The following is a 17,988-nucleotide window of genomic DNA, read 5'->3' on the forward strand; positions in this document are numbered from 1 at the left end:
TATGTGACTCGGGGGACAGAAGTGACTCTCACACGCCGCGACATGCTCAGGGCGGGTGCCGGAATCGTCCCGGCGGCGGCCCTCACCGGCCTCGTCACGCCGGCCGCCCAGGCCGCCCAGACCGCGACGACCGCCACGACCGCCGCCGCCACGATGACGCTGACCGGCACCGCGCCCTCGCAGCTCGCCGCCCTGGACACCGTCATGAAGACCTACATCCAGGAGCGCGGCATCCCGGGCGCGCAGCTCGCCGCCGTCAAGAACGGCAAGCTGGTGATGGCCCGGGGCTACCGGTACACCGCGGACACCACCGTCCCCGCCGTGCAGCCGACCTCGCTGTTCCGGATCGCCAGCCTGAGCAAGAACATCACCGCGGCGGCGATCCTCCGGCTGGCGCAGGACGGCAAGCTGTCGCTGGGCGCGAAGGTCACCGACGTGCTCGGCCTGCCGACGAGCGGCGACTCCCGGCTGGCCCAGGTGACCATGTGGCGGCTGATGCAGCACACCGGCGGCTGGGACCGCGACATCTCGCCCGACTGGCTCTGGGCCGACCCGACCGTCGCGGCCGCCCTGGACAAGCCGCTGCCGGTCACCAACAAGGACATCATCAACTACGTCAGCACCAGGCGGCTCGACTTCGCCCCCGGGTCGCGGATGGCCTACAGCAACTACGGCTACATGCTGCTCGGCCGGGTCATCGAGAAGGTGTCCGGCCAGAGCTACGAGTCCTACGTGAAGCAGAAGCTGCTCGCCCCGGCCCGCATCACCCGGATGCGGCTCGGCCACACGCTCAGGTCGCAGGCCGCGCCGGGCGAGATGCCCTACTTCTCCGACTTCACCACGAAGACCGTGCTGAACGACTCCGGCGCCGTCGTGCCGTGGCCGTACGGCGGCTTCAACATGACGAACCACGACGCCAACGGCGGCTGGCTGGCCTCCGCCGTGGACCTGGTCAAGTGGGCCGGCGTCTTCGACGCCGCCGGCACGGTGCTGAACGCGACCTCGATCTCCAGGGCGTTCGCCAAGCCGGAGATCGGCGTCAGCCCCGACGGCTCCTGGTACGGCTGCGGCTGGTACGTCCGCCAGGTCACCGGCCACCTCAACACCTGGCACAACGGCTCCATGCCGGGCACCTACACCTACCTCGCCCGCCTGCAGAACGGCTTCACCTACGCCGCCGTCTTCAACCACCGCGAGGAGAGCGGCACCCTCGACTACGACGTCCTCAGCTCCCGGATGAACACCGCCTGGAACAGCGTCAAGACCTGGCCGACCACCGACCTCTTCCCCAAGTACCTCTGAACGGGACGCCCGCCCGATCACATCTCCCGGCGCCTCCGCTCCCGGGAAACGGGTTGTGCCCGGGGGCCGTGGGTGCGTAGGGTCGATCACATGCGTTGCTGATCATGCCCGCGCCCACGTCCGCGGCCCGTGCCCGGTGGGTGAGACACCGCCACAGCGTGTGGAAGAGACCGTCACCATGATCGATACCGGGCTCGAAGGGCTCAACGTGCTCGTCACCGGCGGTGCGGGCAACATCGGCGCCGCGATCAGCCGGGCGTTCGCCGCTCAGGGCGCCCGGGTCGCGGTGCACCATCTCGCCGCGGACCCGCCCGCGCCCGGCGGCGTCGAGTGGGGGCACGTCACCCCGGGCACGGACGCGGCCACAAAGCTGGCGGACGAGCTGGACGGGGTGGCGGTGAGCGCCGACCTGTCCGAGCCGGACGCGGCGGAGCGCCTCCTCGACGCCGTCGAACACCTGCTCGGCCCGGTCAACGTGCTGGTCAACAACGCCGCGCACTGCGAGACGCCGGACGCGATAGACACGCTGACCGCCGGGTCGCTGGAACGGCACTACCGGGTCAACGCGATCGCGCCGGCGCTGCTGATCGCCGAGGCCGCGCGGCGGCACCGGGACGGCACGCCGCTGAGCGTGGTCAACGTCTCGACCGACGCCGCCCGCGCGTTCCCCGGCCAGATCGGCTACGGCACCTCCAAGGCCGCGCTGGAGGCGCTGACCCGGGCCACGGCGCTGGACCTCGCCCCCAGGGGCATCCGGGTGAACGCGGTCGCGCCCGGCCCGGTGCAGACCGGATGGATCATCGGCGAACTCGTCGATCAGGTCACGGCGCTGGTGCCGCTGGCCCGGCTCGGCGAGCCCGCGGACATCGCCGACGCCGCCGTCTTCCTCGCCTCCCACCAGGCACGATGGGTCACCGGGCAGGTGCTCCAGGTGGCCGGCGGCCACGCCTTGTGACCTGCGTCACGTCTCACGTGTCCTGACCGTCGGGGAAGGTTTCCGCGCGCGTCATACCAGGTTCCCGGCGGCGGCGACCTGACCCGTCACCATCCACGACATGGACGTACTCGGCCAAGATGCCGGCGGGAGCGGCACACCGCGCGCCCTCCTCCCCGCCACGGGGGACCGCGCGGGCACCGAAGACCAGGACGAGGAACCCCGCAAGGCGTCCACCGGACGACAAGCGGGCGCGCGGACGACAGCCGGACGGGAAGCGGGCGCGTGGGCGACGGCCGCGGGGGAACCCCCTGTCGCGGAGTCCGGCAAGGGATCTCCAGGGGCGGGCGCCGCCGTGGCGGGAGTCCGCGGGTGGCTTCCCGGCGTGAAGGCTGCCGGGGCGGGAGTCCGCAGGTGGCTTCCGGGGGCGGGGGCCGCCGGGGCGGATATCCGCAGACGGCTTCCCGGCCTAGGGGCTGCCGGGGCGGGAGTCCGCGGGTGGTTTCCGGGGGCGGGGGCGGCCGGGTGGGGGGCGGGATGAGGATCGTGCGGCTGGCGAACTTCGTCGCTCCGCGGTCGGGGGGACTGCGTACCGCGTTGCGGGAGCTCGGGGCGGGCTACGCGGCGGCGGGGCACGAGGTGACGCTCGTGGTGCCCGGGCCGGAGCGGCGCGAGGAGCACACCGCGCAGGGGCGGGTGATCACCGTGCCGGGGGTGCCGGTGCCGTTCACCGGGGGCTACCGCGTCATCCTGGCCCGCCGGTCCCTGAGGCGGCTGCTGGCGGAGCTCGAACCGGACCGCCTGGAGGTGTCGGACCGTACGACGCTGCGGTGGACCGGGGCCTGGGCCCGGCGGCACGGCATCCGCACGGTCATGGTGTCCCACGAGAGCCTGGCCGGCCTGCTCGACCTCGCCGGTCCCCTCCGGGCGCCGTCGCGGTGGGCGGCCGACCGGCTCAACCGGGCCACCGCCGCGTCCTACGACACGGTGGTGTGCACGACGGAGTGGGCGGCGGCGGAGTTCCGGCGGCTGCACGTGCGCAATCTCGTCCGCGTACCGCTCGGCGTGGACCTCGCCCACTTCACCCCCGGCCGGTACGACCCCACGCTGCGGGCCGAGCTGGGCGCCGGCGACGGGCCGCTGCTGGTGCAGTGCAGCCGGCTGTCCCCGGAGAAGCACCCGGACCGGTCGGTGAGGGTGCTGGGCGAACTCCGCCGCCGGGGCGTGCCCGCCGTACTGGCCGTCGCCGGGGACGGGCCGATGCGGCGGTCGCTGGAGGCGCGGGCGGCCGGGCTGCCCGCGCGGTTCCTCGGGTACGTCGCCGACCGCGACCTGCTGGCCCGGCTGCTGGCGAGCGCGGACGTCGTGATCGCGCCGGGGCCGGTGGAGACGTTCGGGCTGGCCGCGCTGGAGGCGCTGGCCGGGGGGACGCCCGTGGTGGTGAACCGGGCGAGCGCCCTGCCGGAGGTGGTCGGCGAGGCGGGCGTGGCCTCGTCCGACGACCCCGCCGCCTACGCCGACGCGGTCCAGCGTCTCCTCGCCGTCCCGGAGCACGAACGCCGCTCCCGCGCCCGCGCCCAGGCAGAACGCTTCGGCTGGCCCGCCGCCGTCACCGGTTTCCTCCAGGCCCACGACCTGCTCCCCGAAGGAGCGGGCGGGCGGGGGTGGACCCGGTGACACCCCCGGAGGCGGTCCCCGGCGCCACAGACACACTCGAAGCGACCGCAGCACCTCCAGCACACCCGCCACACCCGACACAGCCGGCGCACGCGCATCAGAGCCGGAACGCGGAACCGGCGGACCGAAGTGTGGAACCGGCGGACCGAAGTGTGGAACCGGCGGACCGGAGTGTGGAACCGGCGGACCGGAGTGTGGAACCGGCGGACCGGAGTGTGGAACCGGCGGACCGGAGTGCCCAGCCGGGGGGCCGGGTGGGGGAAGGCGTGCCGTTCCGGGTGGTGGGGGGTGTGGTGGGGCCCTTGCGGGTGGTGGCGCTTGGGGATTCGGTGACGGTGGGGCTTGGGGATCCGATGCCGGGGGGTGGCTGGCGGGGATGGGCGCGGCTGCTGGCGGACTCGATCGGGACGCCCGGCGAGGTGGAGCTGGACAACCTGGCCTGCTCCGGCGCCCTGGTGCGAGACGTGCTCACCACGCAGCTTCCGCGCGCGCCGGCGCTGCGGCCCACCCTGGCCACCGTGCTGGTCGGCTGCAACGACACGCTGCGCGGCAGGTTCGACCTGGCGGCGGTCGCGGCCGGGCTGGAGGAGATCGTGACGCGGCTGCGGGACGCGGGCGTGCTCGTGCTCACCGCGACGCTGCCCGATCCGGGCATGATGCTGCGCATCCCCGAGACGGTGCGCCGCCCGCTGGCCCGCCGGGTGCACGCGATCAACTCGGTGCTCGAATGCGTGGCGAACGGCCGGAACACCGTGCACGTCGACCTCGCCGGCCACCCCGCCCTGTACGACCGGCGCATGTGGGGGGTGGACCGGCTGCATCCCAGCGAGCGCGGACACCGGCTGCTGGCCAGGCAGTTCGCCGGCGCGTTCGGCGAGAACGGGGTACGGCTGCGCGCGCTGCCCGACCCCGAGCCCGCCAACCCCGAGCCCACCCTGTGGGAGAGCGCCCGGTGGATGGCCACGGAGGGGACCGGCTGGGTGGTCCGCCGCTCGCGCGACCTGCTCCCCCAGTTGACCGGGCTCGTGCTGGGGGAGTACTGGCACCGGCTTCGCCGCCGCGGCCCGGCCCTGGACGCCCGGCTGGAGGCGGAGCTGGACGCCGTGCTGCGCCGGGTCTGCGCCGGGCCCGTCCCGTGCGCGCTGCGGCCTCCGCAGGAAGTGTCAGGTGACGTTCGCCCGGACTGCGGCCGTTCGCCGCGTGGGTGTCGATCGACAACGGGATTGCGAAACACATGAGGGTCGCCGTCGTCGCCGAGTCGTTCCTGCCCCGGGTGAACGGGGTCACGAACTCGGTCTGCCGCATCCTTGACCATCTGGCCGGCCGGGGGCACGAGGCGATCGTCATGTCGCCCGGCCCCGGCCCCGACTCGTACGCGGGATTCCCCGTCCACCTCGTACCCGGCTTCACCCTGCCGTTCTACCGGTCGTTCCGGATGGGACTGCCGACCAGGCGGGTGATGTCCGTGCTGCGGGACTTCGGCCCGGACGTGGTGCATCTCGCCTCGCCCGCGGTCCTCGGCGCGGCGGGCGCGGCGGCGGCCGAGCGGCTCGGCGTCCCGGCCGTCGCCGTCTACCAGACCGACCTCGCCGGCTTCGCCCGCCGGTACGGCATGCGCGGAGCCGACCCGGTGATCTGGGGCTGGCTGCGCCGCATCCACGAGCGGAGCGCCTGCACGCTGGCCCCCTCCACCGCCACCCTGGCGGAACTGGAGGGGCGGGGCATCCCCCGGCTCGGCCTGTGGGGCCGCGGCGTCGATCTGGACCGGTTCGATCCGCGGCACCGCTCGGAGTCGCTGCGCGCGAGCCTGGCGCCCGACGGCGAGGTCATCGTGGGATATGTCGGGCGGCTCGCCGCGGAGAAGCGGGTGCACGTGCTGGCCGAGCTGGCCGGTCTCGACGGGGTGCGGGTGGTGATCGTCGGCGACGGTCCCGCCGAGCCGCGGCTGCGCCGGCTGCTGCCGGACGCGGTCTTCTGCGGGCTGCGCACCGGTGAGGAGTTGTCCCGCCTGCTCGCGTCGTTCGACATCTTCGTCAACACCGGGACGAACGAGACGTTCTGCCAGGCCGTACAGGAGGCGCTGGCCTCCGGGGTGCCCGCGGTGGCGGCGGCGGCCGGCGGGCCGCTGGACCTGGTACGCCCCGGGCACAACGGGCTGCTCTACCCGCCCGGAAACCCGGCCGGCATCCGCGCGGCGGTGGCCGGGCTGGCCGCCGACCCGGCCGCCCGCGCCCGGATGGGCGTCAACGCGCGCGCCTCGGTGCTCGGCCGCACCTGGGCGGGCGTGTGCGAGGAACTGCTGGGCCACTACCGTCTCGTCACCGGCGCCCCCGCCGCGGAACCGGTGCGGGAAGAGGCGACCGCCTTTACAGCGTAGATCACAACGGTAAACGGCCACCCGCCGTTCACTGATCCCTCCACCGCCGGTCAACAAGAATGTTTACCTTCCGGTTGGCGATCTGTCCCGGGTCGCCAACCGACGTAGGGAGTCTTCCGATGGAACGTCGTACCTTCCTTCGTACCTCGGTGGTCGGCGCGGGCGCGCTGGCCCTGTCCGGCAGCATGTGGCACAGCGCCCTCGCCGCCCCCGCCCAGAACGCCACCGGCCCCTACGGGCCCCTGCAGGCCGCGGACGCGAACGGCATCCACCTGCCGGCCGGCTTCACCAGCCGGGTGGTGGCCCGCTCCTCCCAGACCGTCCCCGGCACCTCCTACACCTGGCACGGCGCGCCCGACGGCGGGGCCTGCTTCGCCGACGGCGGCGGCTGGATCTACGTGTCCAACTCCGAGATGAGCGGCTCCGGCGGCGGCGCCTCGGCGATCCGGTTCGACTCCGGCGGCAACGCCACCTCGGCGTACCGCATCCTGTCCGGCACCACCCGCAACTGCGCGGGCGGCGCCACCCCGTGGAACACCTGGCTGTCGTGCGAGGAGACCGACACCGGGCGGGTCTGGGAGACCTACCCGTTCGGCGGCACGGCCGTGGCGCGCCCGGCGATGGGCCGGTTCAGCCACGAGGCCGCCGCGTGCGACCCGGTGCGCCGGGTCATCTACCTCACCGAGGACGTCGGCGACGGCTGCCTCTACCGCTTCGTCCCGACCACCTGGGGGGACCTGTCCTCGGGCACGCTCCAGGTGCTGCGCGCCGGCACCGCCACGTCCGGCTCGTTCACCTGGGCCGCGGTGCCCGACCCGGACGGCTCGCCGACCGCCACCCGCAACCAGGTCTCCGGCGCCAAGCGGTTCAACGGCGGCGAGGGCTGCTACTACGCCGACGACACCGTCTGGTTCACCACCAAGGGCGACAACCGGGTCTGGCAGCTCAACCTGGCCGCCGGTACCTACGAACTCGCCTACGACGACAACCTCGTCACCCCCGGCTCGGCGCCGCTGACCGGGGTGGACAACATCGTCGGCTCCCGCTCCGGCGACCTGTACGTGGCCGAGGACGGCGGCAACATGGAGCTGTGCCTGATCACACCGGACGACAAGATCTCGGTGTTCCTGCGGATCAGCGGCCAGAGTTCGTCCGAGATCTGCGGCCCGGCCTTCAACCCGGCGGGCGACCGCCTCTACTTCTCCTCCCAGCGTGGCACGTCCGGCTCCTCCAACGGGGGCATCACCTACTGCGTCACCGGCCCGTTCCGCGCCTGAACCGGCCGTGCCCCCGGGCCGGCGGAGGGAACTCCGCCGGCCCGGGGGCGACCCGGTCCGGTACGCGGGACCACGGAGACGTGCCGCGTGGCGGGCGAGGGGTCAGCCGAAAGTGTAGGCGCGGATCACCTCCTGGGTGAGGGTGGCGCCGCGGGCGTCGGTGGCGTTCAGGCGGAGGGAGACGGCGCCCGGACGCGGGCGGTCGAGGGTGGCCTCGTAACCGTTCCCGCCCTTGGGCCGCAGCCGGCGTACGGGCTGCCAGGTGGCGCCGTCGTCGTAGGAGACGTCGAGGGTGACGCTCCTGACCGGGCTGCCCGGCGCGCCGGACGGGTGCCCGAAGGTGAGGCCGAGCGTGCCGGAGGTGGCGCGGTTGGACAGGTCCACGGGCGCGTCGTAGCCGGCGAGGAGCAGCGGCACCACCGTGGTGGCCCCGGCGGCGGGACGCGCGGAGTCGAACGTCCACACGCTGCGGGTCCTGGTGGACAGCCGGTTCCACGGCGCCCGGTTCTCGACCGTGTACTCCATCCGGTAGCGTCCCCCGGCCGCCGGCAGCGGGATGCCGCCCGCCGGCTGGGACCCGGTCCGCACGACGAGGTCGTCGCCCTGGTAGAGCCGGAAGTCCGTGACCAGGCCGGCGGGGAAGGGGCTGGTGTACCCGGTGGCGGTGTTGCCCGCCGCGTCGACGAACGCCTGCATGTCGACGATCAGCGTGTCCCCCTGCCTGTATGGCGGCGCCTCCGGGTGGATCCCGGGCGTCATCACCTGCTTGAAGAAGGTGCGACTGGTCCGCTCGCCGGGCTTGAAGCTCCTCTGGCCCGGCACAGCCAGCATGACGGACGGCGTCTCGGGGCGCTCGAACATGCTGTTGTAGGGCTGTTCGGGCGCCCCGACGGAGGCGGACCAGCGCACGTCCGGATCGGCGGTGACGTAGTCCGTCCGGACCCGGGGCGCGGCGAGCAGCGGTCGCTCGCGATCCATGGAGGAGGCGTCCCCCGGTTCCCACGCGTATCGCATCTCGGACGCGGTCATGCCGGCGGCGCCCAGGCCGTGGAAACCGGAGTCGATCCTGGCCAGCGACTTCGCCCGGACGACGTGGCGTACCTGGTCCGGGACCCGTCCCTCCTCGCGCAGGTGGAGGTCGTACACGTAAGGGCTGGCCACGACGCCCTCGGCGCGGACGGCGAACGAGCCGCGCCGCGACCGCTCGGCGAGCGCGCGTCCCTCTTCGTGCGACAGCCGCAGGGTCGGGACCCGGAGCTTCACCCCCGTGCCGCCGGGGGCGACGTCCACCCCGGGCCGGTCGCTGTAGACCGCCACCATCGCCGCGCCGGCGGCGGCGGCCGCGTTGGACTGCGCCGAGACCGGCACGCCCGGGTCGCGGCGGATGACGGCCAGTCTGCCGCGCAGGTCACGGCCCCGGAGTTCCTGCGGCGTGCCCCGTCCGGCGTCGACCGCGGTGAGCCGTGCCGTGCCGTCCAGCCGCGGATACTCCGCGGACAGGTCGCTGAACCACACCGGGTCGTAGTACTCCGGGTTCAACGTCAGCCCCGGCGCGCGCAGCGTGATGTCGGGCGCCTCCAGCCGCCACCGGGTGGCGACCGTGAACTCGCCCTTGGCGACCCGGTCGGTGGGCTGGACGAAGAAGCGTTCCTCCACGGTGCCGGCGGGCAGGAAGCCTTCCCGCTGCGTGGTCCCGTGCACCGGCTCGCGGGCCCACGACAGCTTCGTCGCCGCTCCGGGGTTCCGCTTCGTCTCGTGGTCGGGGGTCTCGATCCGCACCTCGACCGCCTTGCGGGCGTCGAGCACGACGGCGGTGTCCCGGGTGACCTCGACCTCCGGGTCTCCGGCGAGCGTGTGGTGCAGCACGGTGCCGCGGTCGCCGGAGCCGGGCGCGGCCTCGGAGGGGATGGAGGTGGCGACGACGCCGAGCACCGAGTAGGTGCCGGGCGGCACCATCAGGCAGATGACGGAGGCGTCGCTCCAGTCGTCGCACCGCTGGACCGGGTCCGAGGGCAGTTCCCGCCCGTCGTAGGCGCCGTCCTGCACGTTGAACGCGCGGGCGTAGACGGCGGCCGGGCGGCCGTCCCTGGCGACGCCGGTCATCCGCAGCTGTACCCGTTCGGGCGCCATGACGCCGGTCAGCAGCGTCCGTACAGCGGCGCCGCCCCGCGGTGTGGCGACCAGTTCGGCCCGCTGCCGGCCTGCCGCGGCCTTCGCCGGGTCGAAGGCGACCTTGACCGTCGCCTTGCCTCCGGCCGGCAGCGTGAGCGTGGCGGGTGTGACGGTGAACGCGTCGCCGGCGCGCAGGTCGAGCGTCACCGGGACGGCCGCCGGGTTGCGGTAGGTCAGGTCCCGGGCGCGGGCGGCGGGCCCCTCGCCGAAGTCGAGCACGCCGGCGGAGGCGAGCACCGGGTCGGCGAGCGCCGCGGCGACGTCGATCCTGCCCATGCCCTGCCGGTCCACGGCGGTGTCCTGACGCGGCTTCGCCGTGCCCATGAGGAGGGCCTTCAACTCGCCGGCCGCGATGCCCGGGCGGGCCTGCCTGAGCAGCGCGGCGGCTCCGGCGACGTGCGGGGTGGCCATGGACGTGCCGGATATCCGGGTGTAGGCGTCGTCGACCGGCTCGCCCTGTTCCGTGCCGCTCCCCCGGGCGGCCACGATCCCGACGCCGGGGGCGGTGACCTCGGGCTTGACCATCCGGGCGAGGCCCACCGGGCCGTAGCTGGAGAAGTCGGCGAGCGCGTCGGCGGTGTCCACGGCGCCGACCGTGAGGGCGTCCGCCGCGTCCCCCGGGCTGCCGACGCAGACCCCGCAGCCGTGGTTGCCCGCGGCCACGACGAACAGCGTCCCGTACCGCTCGGTCAGCTCGCCGACGGCGTCGGTGAGCGGGCCGCCGGGCTGGGGGTCGGCGAGGCTCATGTTGACGACGTCGGCGCGCTGCTCCCCTGCGGCCCACTCCATGCCGTCGACGATCCACGACGTGAGGCCCTGGCCGGAGGCGTTCAGGACCCGGGCGTTGAGCAGGCGGGCGCCGGGCGCGACGCCCTTCAGCCGTCCGCCGGAGGCCGTGCCGGCGCCCGCGATGATGCCGGCGACGTGGGTGCCGTGGCCGAGCAGGTCGCCGGTGGTGCCCTCTCCGGTGAAGTCGCGTTCGCCGGCGACTTTGCCGGCGAGGTCGGGGTGCTTCGCGTCGACGCCGCTGTCCAGCACCGCCACGGTGGTGCCGGTGCCGTCGTAGCCGGCGTCCCAGGCGGCGGGGGCGGAGATCTGCGGGACGCTGCGGTCGAGCGACGTCGCGACCTTCCGGTCGAGCCAGATCTTCGACACGCCGCCGAGCGGGTCCGCCGCCGCGGTGCCGTCCGCCGTTCCGGCGAGCCGGGACAGCGCCGTGCCGAGGCCGCGCGCCCCGCTCTTGTCCAGGGTGACGGCGGTCGCGCCGATGCTCTCCAGGTCGCGGACCGGCGTCAGCGCCGGAATCGCCGCCTTCACCGCGGCTCCGCCGCCCGTGCCGGCGCCGGTGGCGTGCGCGAGGATCAGGGGCAGCGAGCCGGACCGGTCGTCGGTGTAGCCCTGGGCGGCGAGCGAGGTCACGTTGAACAGGTCCGGGTCCAGGCGCTGCGGGATCAGGCCCCGCACGTCGCCGGGGATCACGCTGAGCTCGCCGCCGCTCTCCATGACGTGGAAGCCGGAGGGCAGCCTGTCCTCGCGGGGCGCGGGGGTCACGGTCGCCCGCTGCCGCCCGTCCGCGCCCACGGTGACGTGCACCCTGTCACCGGTGATCAGCGTGATGTCGTATTCGCCCGGTCCGCCGGGGACGGGACGGACGGTCCCGGTGTCCGGAGGGGCCGCGGTACCGCCGGGCGCCGCCGCGGCGGGCGGGACCGGCGCGGTGACGGCCATCGTGGTCACGGTCACCGCGGCTGCCAGGCGGACCGCCGTGGCCGTCCGCCGTATCCGGAAACGCCGCCGTGCTACCCAGAGCCCCATCGGCCACCTCCATAATGGACATAAAGATCGGCCCCAATACCTAGTGGCGGCGGCCCCGCCCCGTCCAGACCATGTGCTTGGCGGGAACCTGACATGGCGTGAACCCGCCAGACGCGTTCGGAGGCATGGGACCGCCGGGGGCGACCGCCGCCGGAGGGTCCGGACATGGCGATGGCCGCCGGTCCGGGGACCGGCGGCCATCAGCTCGTGTCGGGGGCGATCGTGCCCGGTGGGGTTACCGGTGGCGGCGCACCTCCACCCGCTCCTTGCGGTAGTTGTCGGAATGGCCGTCGGGACGGTAGTTCCGCTCCACGTTGCCGGCGACGTCCACCGAGAACCAGCGCACGTCGGTCGTCTTGTCGACGGTGAAGCTCTGGGTGCCCTCACGGGTGCCCGCGAAGGTGAGCTTCGGCGACTGGTACGTCGGGCGGCTGCCGTCCAGCGTGTAGTAGAGGTTGGCCGGCTCGTCCATGGAGAAGGTGAACGTGGTGGAACCGGAGTTCCGCGCGGTCACCTCCAGCTTGGAGTCGGGGCTGCGGTCGTCGTCGCCGAACGCCCTGGCGACCTCGAGGATGCCGATCTGGCCGCTGGAGAACTCCATGGCCTCCTGGTGTCCCTCGGCGAACGGCGGCTGGAACCCGACCGGCTGGAACGTCTTGGTGGCCGGGTCCCACAGGTCGGCGCCGACCTCGAAGTCCCAGCCGATGATGCCCCGGCCGTACCAGTGCTCGTCGGCGCTGTTGCCGGCGGCGGAGTACAGCACGTCCGGCACCGGGCCGGTGCGACCGGGCCAGATCGCCGTGCCGCGCCAGGACTTCACCGCGGAGAGGATGTGGCCGGACGCCTCCCAGAAGTAGTTCTCGGTGCCGAAGTCGGGCGAGGGCAGCAGCTCGCGGCCCTCCTCCTTGTAGGCGCCCGGAGGCCACATGAAGTAGCCGCCGTAGGAGTGGGTGTTCATCGCGAACTTGATGTTCGGGAACTTCTCGGTCAGCCAGACCTCGTTGCGCGCCTCCGGCTCCGACAGCTCGGCCGGACCGGCGTAGGTGCCGCTGGTGCAGTTCGTCGACGCGCCGCTGTACCCGTCGCGGATGGAGCCGACGGAGAAGTTGCGGTTCAGGTCGACGCCCCACGAGTTGCGGGAGGCCGGGTCGGCGGCGTTCGCGGCGCAGTGGTTGGTCATGTTCTTGCGCTGCATGTTGTAGTCGTAGAAGCTGTAGTGCCCGCCGTCGGGGTTGACCACCGGCATGATGAAGATGTCGAGGTCGTCCACCAGCTTGCGCGTCGCGCTGTCACGGGCATAGTTGCGCAGCAGCCGCTCGGCGGTCTCCACGCAGGTCAGCGTGGTCACCCACTCACGCGCGTGCTCCTGGCAGTAGAGGAACACGCCGGGCTTGGAGCCGTCCCGCTTCTTGCCGATGCGCAGCACCTTCGTCTCGAAGGGGGCGCGGGAGACGGTCGCGGGTGCCTTCAGGTTGTCGGTCAGCTTCGTGGCGGCGGCCGGCGCGACCACGCCCGCGCCGGCGTTGCCCCGGTAGGTGGCGGCGGTCACCAGCGCGGACGCGGCCGCGTCGGCGCCGAGCGCCTGCACCACCTGGGCGGCGGTGCTGGACACCGCGGCGGAGGCGTCGGTGGCCAGGTTGACCACGATGTCCTTGCCGTTCACGACCACGCCGAGCGGGGCCGAGGCCGTCTCCGGCTTGACCAGGGCCACGCTGACGTCGTTGCCGCCCTCGGACCCGTAGGCCTTGGTGCTCACGTAGAACGTGGCGGCCGCGGCGGTGCCGAACTGCGCCTGCGCGGCGCGGCGGTAGCCGTTCGTCTTGTACGGCAGCGCGACGATCTGCGAGATCTTCGGGAACTCGCGGGCGAGGCCGGTGATCCGGTCGGTCACCTCGGTCGGGTCCATGTAGTGGTCCACGAAGTCCGAGACGTAGTGCCGGCCCGGGTCCTTGCGCGGCTCGCCCAGCCACTTGACCACCGGGACCGTGATCGAACCGCCGCGGCTGCTGGTGATCGTGACCTTCGCCGGGGTCTTGTCGATCGCCACCGGCTCGTTGAACCGGTGGTACATGTACTGGCCGGCGTCGGTGAAGCGGGCCATGGTCGCCGTGCCGCCGGAGCCGGGCTCGGTGCGCGGGCCCTGGTCCCAGGCGACGGTGAGCACGGTCTCCGCGTCGGTCGCGGTCGTCTTCACCTCCACCGCCAGGAACCGCTGGTCACCGCTGGTGAACCACTCGGCGCGCAGCGGGGTGAGCGTGTCCTTCTCACCCTCGGCCGCGGCGGCGGAGCGGAGAGCCTGGTTCCGCTGGGCCTGGTTGGCGGCGAAGTCGGACTGGTCGGAGATGGGGCCGCGGACGTCGAAGCCCTGGCCACGCAGGTCCTCGGCCTCCTGCGGGCTGAGTACGGCGTGCACCTCGATGCCGTTGTCGAGCGGCTTCTTGTACTCCGCCAGGTCCACGCCCAGCGCGTTCAAACGGTCCAACGCCGCCTGGTCGGGGACGATGACCCGCAGCAGTCCGACGCCGTCCTGTGCCACGCTCGGCTGCCGGTCCGGAACGACCTCGGCCGGCTGGGGAGAGGGAGCGGCGAGCACCGGCAGGGGGGACAGGGCGAGGACGATGGGGAACGAGACCGCCACCGCTACGCGGCGGGCTCTCCTCCCCCGGGGGGAACTCCTCATGGTGGGATGCCTCCAGTTGGTGCGCTCGGGACCCGGGATATGAGGGTGGTATCCCGGCAAAAAGCACACAAGTGGGAGCAGTTTTGATCATACGCAGGAGCTCCGTCAAGCCCCAAAAATCCGTATTCAGGCGCCCGGATTCCTTATCTATGATGTTTGTGATTTTTACCGACATAAGGCCCATAGGCGCACATAACCGGATAAAGCACGCATAAGGCGGCGTTTCGTGCTGTCGTGATCAGGGCGTCCGCAGCCACGGGTCGGTGATGCCGCCGGGGCAGGCCAGGCGGGCGATGTCCCACTTCGCGCACCGGGCGCCCGCCCGGTAGGCGCTCTCGTAGAACTCCAGGACGGCGCAGCGCGGGTCGTCCGCGGCACGGGCGTCGTCGTACGGCAGCACGGCCAGGTGGCCGCCGCCGCGTTCGGTCCACCGCGCCTCGGCGGGCAGCAGCGGCTCGCCGGTCAGCCCTTCCGGCTCGGGGGCGGTGTAGGAGTAGAAGGCGGGCCCGGAGGGGGACGCCGAAGGGGGCACGGAGGCGGACACGGCCGGGGACTCGTCGCCGAACCAGAAGCCGGAGCTGATCACCTCGCGGGAGTACGCCTCGCGGGTCACCGGGTCGGCGTCGGGCGGCTGGCCGATCACCCGGTCGCCGAACCGGCTGCACGCGATGTCGAAGGTGTGCCAGAAGTGGTGCACCGGGCTGGTCTTGCCGGAGAACCCGGCGGCGTACTCCTCCAGCACGAGGTTGACCTGGCTCAGCACCCGCCAGTACCAGGTGGCGGCGGCGGGGTCGTAGGCCGCGTGCTCGGTGTCCTGGGCGAACGGCCGGTCCGCGTCGGGCAGGTCGAAGGGGTGCGGCGCGTCCATCTCCACCCGCACGTCCAGGGCCGCGAGCGCGCGCAGCACCTCGTGGTAGAAGGACGCGACCGACCTGCCCTGGAGCGGGAACGACACCGTCCTGCCGTCGAGCGCGGCGACCACCAGCCGATGGGCGGCGAAGTCGAAGTCGATCGTGAAGATCGGGTTGCCGTCGATCAGCCCCATGGGCCGCGTGGTCAGGCCGCGGCCGGTGAGGTGGAACGGCACGTGCCACCAGTGGTTGCGCCGGACCCCGGAGGCCAGCCGGATCTTGCCGACCACCTGGGCGAACCGGTGCAGGGTGGCCTTCGTGTCCTGCCATCCGGCCGCCGGCGCGGCGGGGAACACCTCCATACCCCTCCCCTTCCCCGCCCGCCGTCCCGAAACGCCGTACCGCAGGGTCGGGGGTCAAGGCCGGGGTCGCGGCGTATGAGGCCGGTGGGGGGCGGGCGCCGGTGCCGCCTGACCGGGGGCCCCGGCGTGGAGCCCCCGGCGGCGGGGCGTCAGTGCGCCGCGGCGTTCTCCTGGGCGAGCCGCTCGTCGCCGGACAGGGTGTTCAGCGGCTTCTCCTTGATGAACAGCACCGCCAGCAGGGCCAGCGCGGTGAGCGGCACGCCGATGAGGAACAGGTCGGCGGTCGCGGTGGCGTAGACGTCCTGGACGACGGTTCGCACCGGGGCGGGCAGGGAGGCGATGTCGGGCACGGCGTCGGCCGGCGCGCCCGCGCCCCCGGCGATGGGCCCGAGCCTCTCGGTCATCAGGGTGGTGACCCGGTTGGCCAGCACCGCGCCCAGGGCGCTCACCCCGACCGCGCCGCCCATGCTGCGGAAGAACGTCAGCACGGAGGTGGTGACGCCCAGGTCCTGGGCCGGCACGTCGTTCTGCGCGGCGAGCACGAGGTTCTGCATGAGCATGCCGACGCCGATGCCGAGCACGGCCATGTAGATCGAGAGCACCAGGGTGCTGGTCTGCCCGCCGATGGTGCCGAGCAGCGCCATACCGGCCAGCATGATGACGCCGCCGGCGACCAGGAAGCCCTTCCAGCGGCCCCACTTGGTGATGAGCTGCCCGGCGACCGTGGAGGAGACCAGCAGTCCGAAGATCATCGGAAGGCTCATCAGACCGGCGACGGTGGGCGAGTAACCCAGGGCGATCTGGAAGTACTGCGACAGGAAGACCGTCCCGCCGAACATCGCGACGCCGACGAGCACGCTCGCGACGGTGGCCAGGGTGACCGTGCGGTTGCGGAAGATGCCGAGCGGGATGATCGGCTCGGCCGCCCGCGACTCCACCCAGACCGCCACGGCGAGGAGCAGCACGCCGACGCCGACCAGGCCGGCCGTCCACCACGACGCCCAGGCGAACTGGTTGCCGGCCAGCGACGACCACACCAGGATCGTGCACACGCCCGCCGTGATGAGGAAGGCGCCCAGGTAGTCGACCTTGATCTCCTTGCGCACGACCGGCAGGGAGAGGGTGCGCTGGAGGAGGACGATCGCGATGACGGTGAACGGGACGCCGATCAGGAAGCACCAGCGCCAGCCGAGCCACGGGGTGTCCACCAGCAGGCCGCCGATCAGCGGCCCGGCGATGGTGCCGACGCCGAACACGGCGCCGAAGACGCCCGCGTAGCGGCCCAGCTCGCGCGGCGGGATCATCGCCGCCATGACGATCATGGCGAGCGCGCTCATGCCGCCCGCGCCGACGCCCTGCACGACCCGGCTGAGGATGAGGATCTCGACGTTGGGCGTGAAGCCGGCGATCAGCGATCCGACGACGAAGAGCCCGAGCGAGAGCTGGATCAGCAGCTTCTTGCTGTAGAGGTCGGCCATCTTGCCCCACAGGGGCACGGTCGCCGTCATCGCGAGCAGCTCGGAGGTGACGATCCAGGTGTAGACGGTCTGGGTGCCGTCGAGGTCGGCGATGATGCGGGGCAGGGCGTTCGCCACGACCGTGGAGGCCAGGATCGACACGAACATGCCCACCATCAGACCGGATAATGCCTGAAGCACCTTCCGGCGGGAGGTTCGCCCGGTGTCGTCGGCTTCCTTCTCGGGCGGGGGCACACTGGTGGTTGCCATTCTTCCTCGGTTTCTGTGGTCTGCCGGGCGGCGGTCGGCGCCGGACCGGACGGTCGGGTACGGGTGGGCGGCCCGGCTCTCACTCGGAGGACGGATCGGGCAGCCCCGCCGCGAGGGCGTCGAACGCCTCGTCGAGCAGGTCACGCAGATCGGGGGCGCCGGCGTCGCCGGTCTCGGCGGCCCAGCGCACCACCGCGCAGCGGAAGGCCGTGCAGGCCACGGCGGCGGCGAGCATCGGATAGCCGAGGGCGCCGGGACCGTCGCCGACCCGGGCGGCGACGGCGGCCTGCACCGAGCGCTCGACCTCGGCGCCGTTCGCCAGCAGGTGCGGAAGCAGAGAGGGGTTCCGCTCGAACACCCGCATCTTCAGCAGCCACCACTCCCTGCGCCGCTGGAGCCGGCCCGCCTCGGCGCGCAGCGCGAGGCGCAGCACCTCGACGACCGGGAGCCCCGGCGGGGCGGCGGCCATCGAATCGGCGATCTCGGCGGCCATCACCGGCGGCCCGCCGATGATCGCCTCTTCCTTGCAGGAGAAGTAGTTGAAGAACGTGCGCGAGGACACGTCGGCGGCCTGGCTGATGTCCTCGACGGTCACCCCGCCGAGCCCGTGCTCGGCCACCAGGTCGAGAGCCGCCCGCTCCAGCGCGGCACGCGTCTCATGCTTTTTGCGGTCCCGCCGGCCGAGGTCGGCCGCCCCCGCGAGATTCCGGACCTTCACGCCCCCCATAGGACGATCATACGAACAGACTTTCAGATTGTGCAACTTTTCACAATATGCAGGAACAGAAGACACCTGACAAACATGGGAAAGGTG

Annotated in this window: 11 protein-coding genes; 6 read left to right on the forward strand and 5 right to left on the reverse strand. The window is 72.9% G+C overall.

All coding sequences use genetic code 11. The annotated features are described in order from the left end of the window. The first annotated feature begins 21 nt into the window (after window positions 1-21). The 6 genes from QSK26_RS21265 to QSK26_RS21290 all read left to right on the forward strand — a co-directional run bounded on the left by QSK26_RS21265 (window position 22) and on the right by QSK26_RS21290 (window position 7,567). A complete protein-coding gene (locus tag QSK26_RS21265) occupies window positions 22-1,302 on the forward strand; it encodes a serine hydrolase domain-containing protein (RefSeq protein ID WP_285776959.1) in 1,281 nt (426 codons plus the stop codon). 178 nt (window positions 1,303-1,480) lie between these two features. Continuing rightward, window positions 1,481-2,257, forward strand: coding sequence for an SDR family NAD(P)-dependent oxidoreductase (locus tag QSK26_RS21270; RefSeq protein ID WP_285776960.1), 777 nt, complete (start codon window positions 1,481-1,483; stop codon window positions 2,255-2,257). Window positions 2,258-2,773: 516 nt separating this feature from the next. Next, window positions 2,774-3,913: a glycosyltransferase gene (locus tag QSK26_RS21275; protein WP_285776961.1), complete on the forward strand. Its 1,140-nt coding sequence runs from the start codon at window positions 2,774-2,776 to the stop codon at window positions 3,911-3,913. A gap of 311 nt (window positions 3,914-4,224) precedes the next feature. Further along, complete coding sequence (locus QSK26_RS21280; protein ID WP_285776962.1) at window positions 4,225-5,151, forward strand: SGNH/GDSL hydrolase family protein; 927 nt, start codon at window positions 4,225-4,227, stop codon at window positions 5,149-5,151. Next, the gene (locus QSK26_RS21285) at window positions 5,148-6,290 is read left to right on the forward strand and encodes a glycosyltransferase family 4 protein (RefSeq protein ID WP_285776963.1); all 1,143 of its coding nucleotides are present in this window, start codon (window positions 5,148-5,150) and stop codon (window positions 6,288-6,290) included. Before QSK26_RS21280 ends, QSK26_RS21285 begins: the two co-directional genes overlap by 4 nt. Window positions 6,291-6,409: 119 nt before the next feature. Then, window positions 6,410-7,567 (forward strand): alkaline phosphatase PhoX, encoded by a 1,158-nt coding sequence (locus QSK26_RS21290; RefSeq protein ID WP_285776964.1) that lies wholly within the window; start codon window positions 6,410-6,412, stop codon window positions 7,565-7,567. A 102-nt stretch (window positions 7,568-7,669) separates the two neighbouring features. Here QSK26_RS21290 and QSK26_RS21295 read toward each other — a convergent pair whose 3' ends face one another. The 5 genes from QSK26_RS21295 to QSK26_RS21315 form a co-directional block, all read right to left on the reverse strand. Further along, window positions 7,670-11,554, reverse strand: a complete 3,885-nt coding sequence (locus QSK26_RS21295; protein WP_285776965.1) for a S8 family peptidase — start codon at window positions 11,552-11,554, stop codon at window positions 7,670-7,672. 235 nt (window positions 11,555-11,789) lie between these two features. Then, the gene (locus QSK26_RS21300; protein WP_285776966.1) at window positions 11,790-14,234 is read right to left on the reverse strand and encodes a M14 family metallopeptidase; all 2,445 of its coding nucleotides are present in this window, start codon (window positions 14,232-14,234) and stop codon (window positions 11,790-11,792) included. A 238-nt stretch (window positions 14,235-14,472) separates the two neighbouring features. Next, on the reverse strand, window positions 14,473-15,447 hold the full coding sequence (locus tag QSK26_RS21305; RefSeq protein WP_285776967.1) for a DUF5996 family protein: 975 nt from the start codon (window positions 15,445-15,447) through the stop codon (window positions 14,473-14,475). Between the two features lie 149 nt (window positions 15,448-15,596). Continuing rightward, window positions 15,597-17,072, reverse strand: coding sequence for an MDR family MFS transporter (locus QSK26_RS21310; RefSeq protein WP_285776968.1), 1,476 nt, complete (start codon window positions 17,070-17,072; stop codon window positions 15,597-15,599). 181 nt (window positions 17,073-17,253) lie between these two features. Beyond that, window positions 17,254-17,901, reverse strand: a complete 648-nt coding sequence (locus tag QSK26_RS21315) for a TetR/AcrR family transcriptional regulator (RefSeq protein ID WP_285776969.1) — start codon at window positions 17,899-17,901, stop codon at window positions 17,254-17,256. Window positions 17,902-17,988 lie beyond the last annotated feature (87 nt).

The organism is Microtetraspora sp. NBRC 13810, from assembly GCF_030268685.1.
Classification (GTDB): Bacteria; Actinomycetota; Actinomycetes; order Streptosporangiales; family Streptosporangiaceae; genus BSRQ01.

Excerpts from the sequence above, each read along its gene's own strand:
- QSK26_RS21270 (WP_285776960.1), top strand. The coding sequence starts at position 1,481 with ATGATCGATACCGGGCTCGAAGGGCTCAACGTGCTCGTCACCGGCGGT.
- QSK26_RS21275 (WP_285776961.1), top strand. The coding sequence starts at position 2,774 with ATGAGGATCGTGCGGCTGGCGAACTTCGTCGCTCCGCGGTCGGGGGGA.
- QSK26_RS21285 (WP_285776963.1), top strand. The coding sequence starts at position 5,148 with ATGAGGGTCGCCGTCGTCGCCGAGTCGTTCCTGCCCCGGGTGAACGGG.
- QSK26_RS21290 (WP_285776964.1), top strand. The coding sequence starts at position 6,410 with ATGGAACGTCGTACCTTCCTTCGTACCTCGGTGGTCGGCGCGGGCGCG.
- QSK26_RS21295 (WP_285776965.1), bottom strand. The coding sequence starts at position 11,554 with ATGGGGCTCTGGGTAGCACGGCGGCGTTTCCGGATACGGCGGACGGCC.
- QSK26_RS21300 (WP_285776966.1), bottom strand. The coding sequence starts at position 14,234 with ATGAGGAGTTCCCCCCGGGGGAGGAGAGCCCGCCGCGTAGCGGTGGCG.
- QSK26_RS21305 (WP_285776967.1), bottom strand. The coding sequence starts at position 15,447 with ATGGAGGTGTTCCCCGCCGCGCCGGCGGCCGGATGGCAGGACACGAAG.
- QSK26_RS21310 (WP_285776968.1), bottom strand. The coding sequence starts at position 17,072 with ATGTTCGTGTCGATCCTGGCCTCCACGGTCGTGGCGAACGCCCTGCCC.
- QSK26_RS21315 (WP_285776969.1), bottom strand. The coding sequence starts at position 17,901 with ATGGGGGGCGTGAAGGTCCGGAATCTCGCGGGGGCGGCCGACCTCGGC.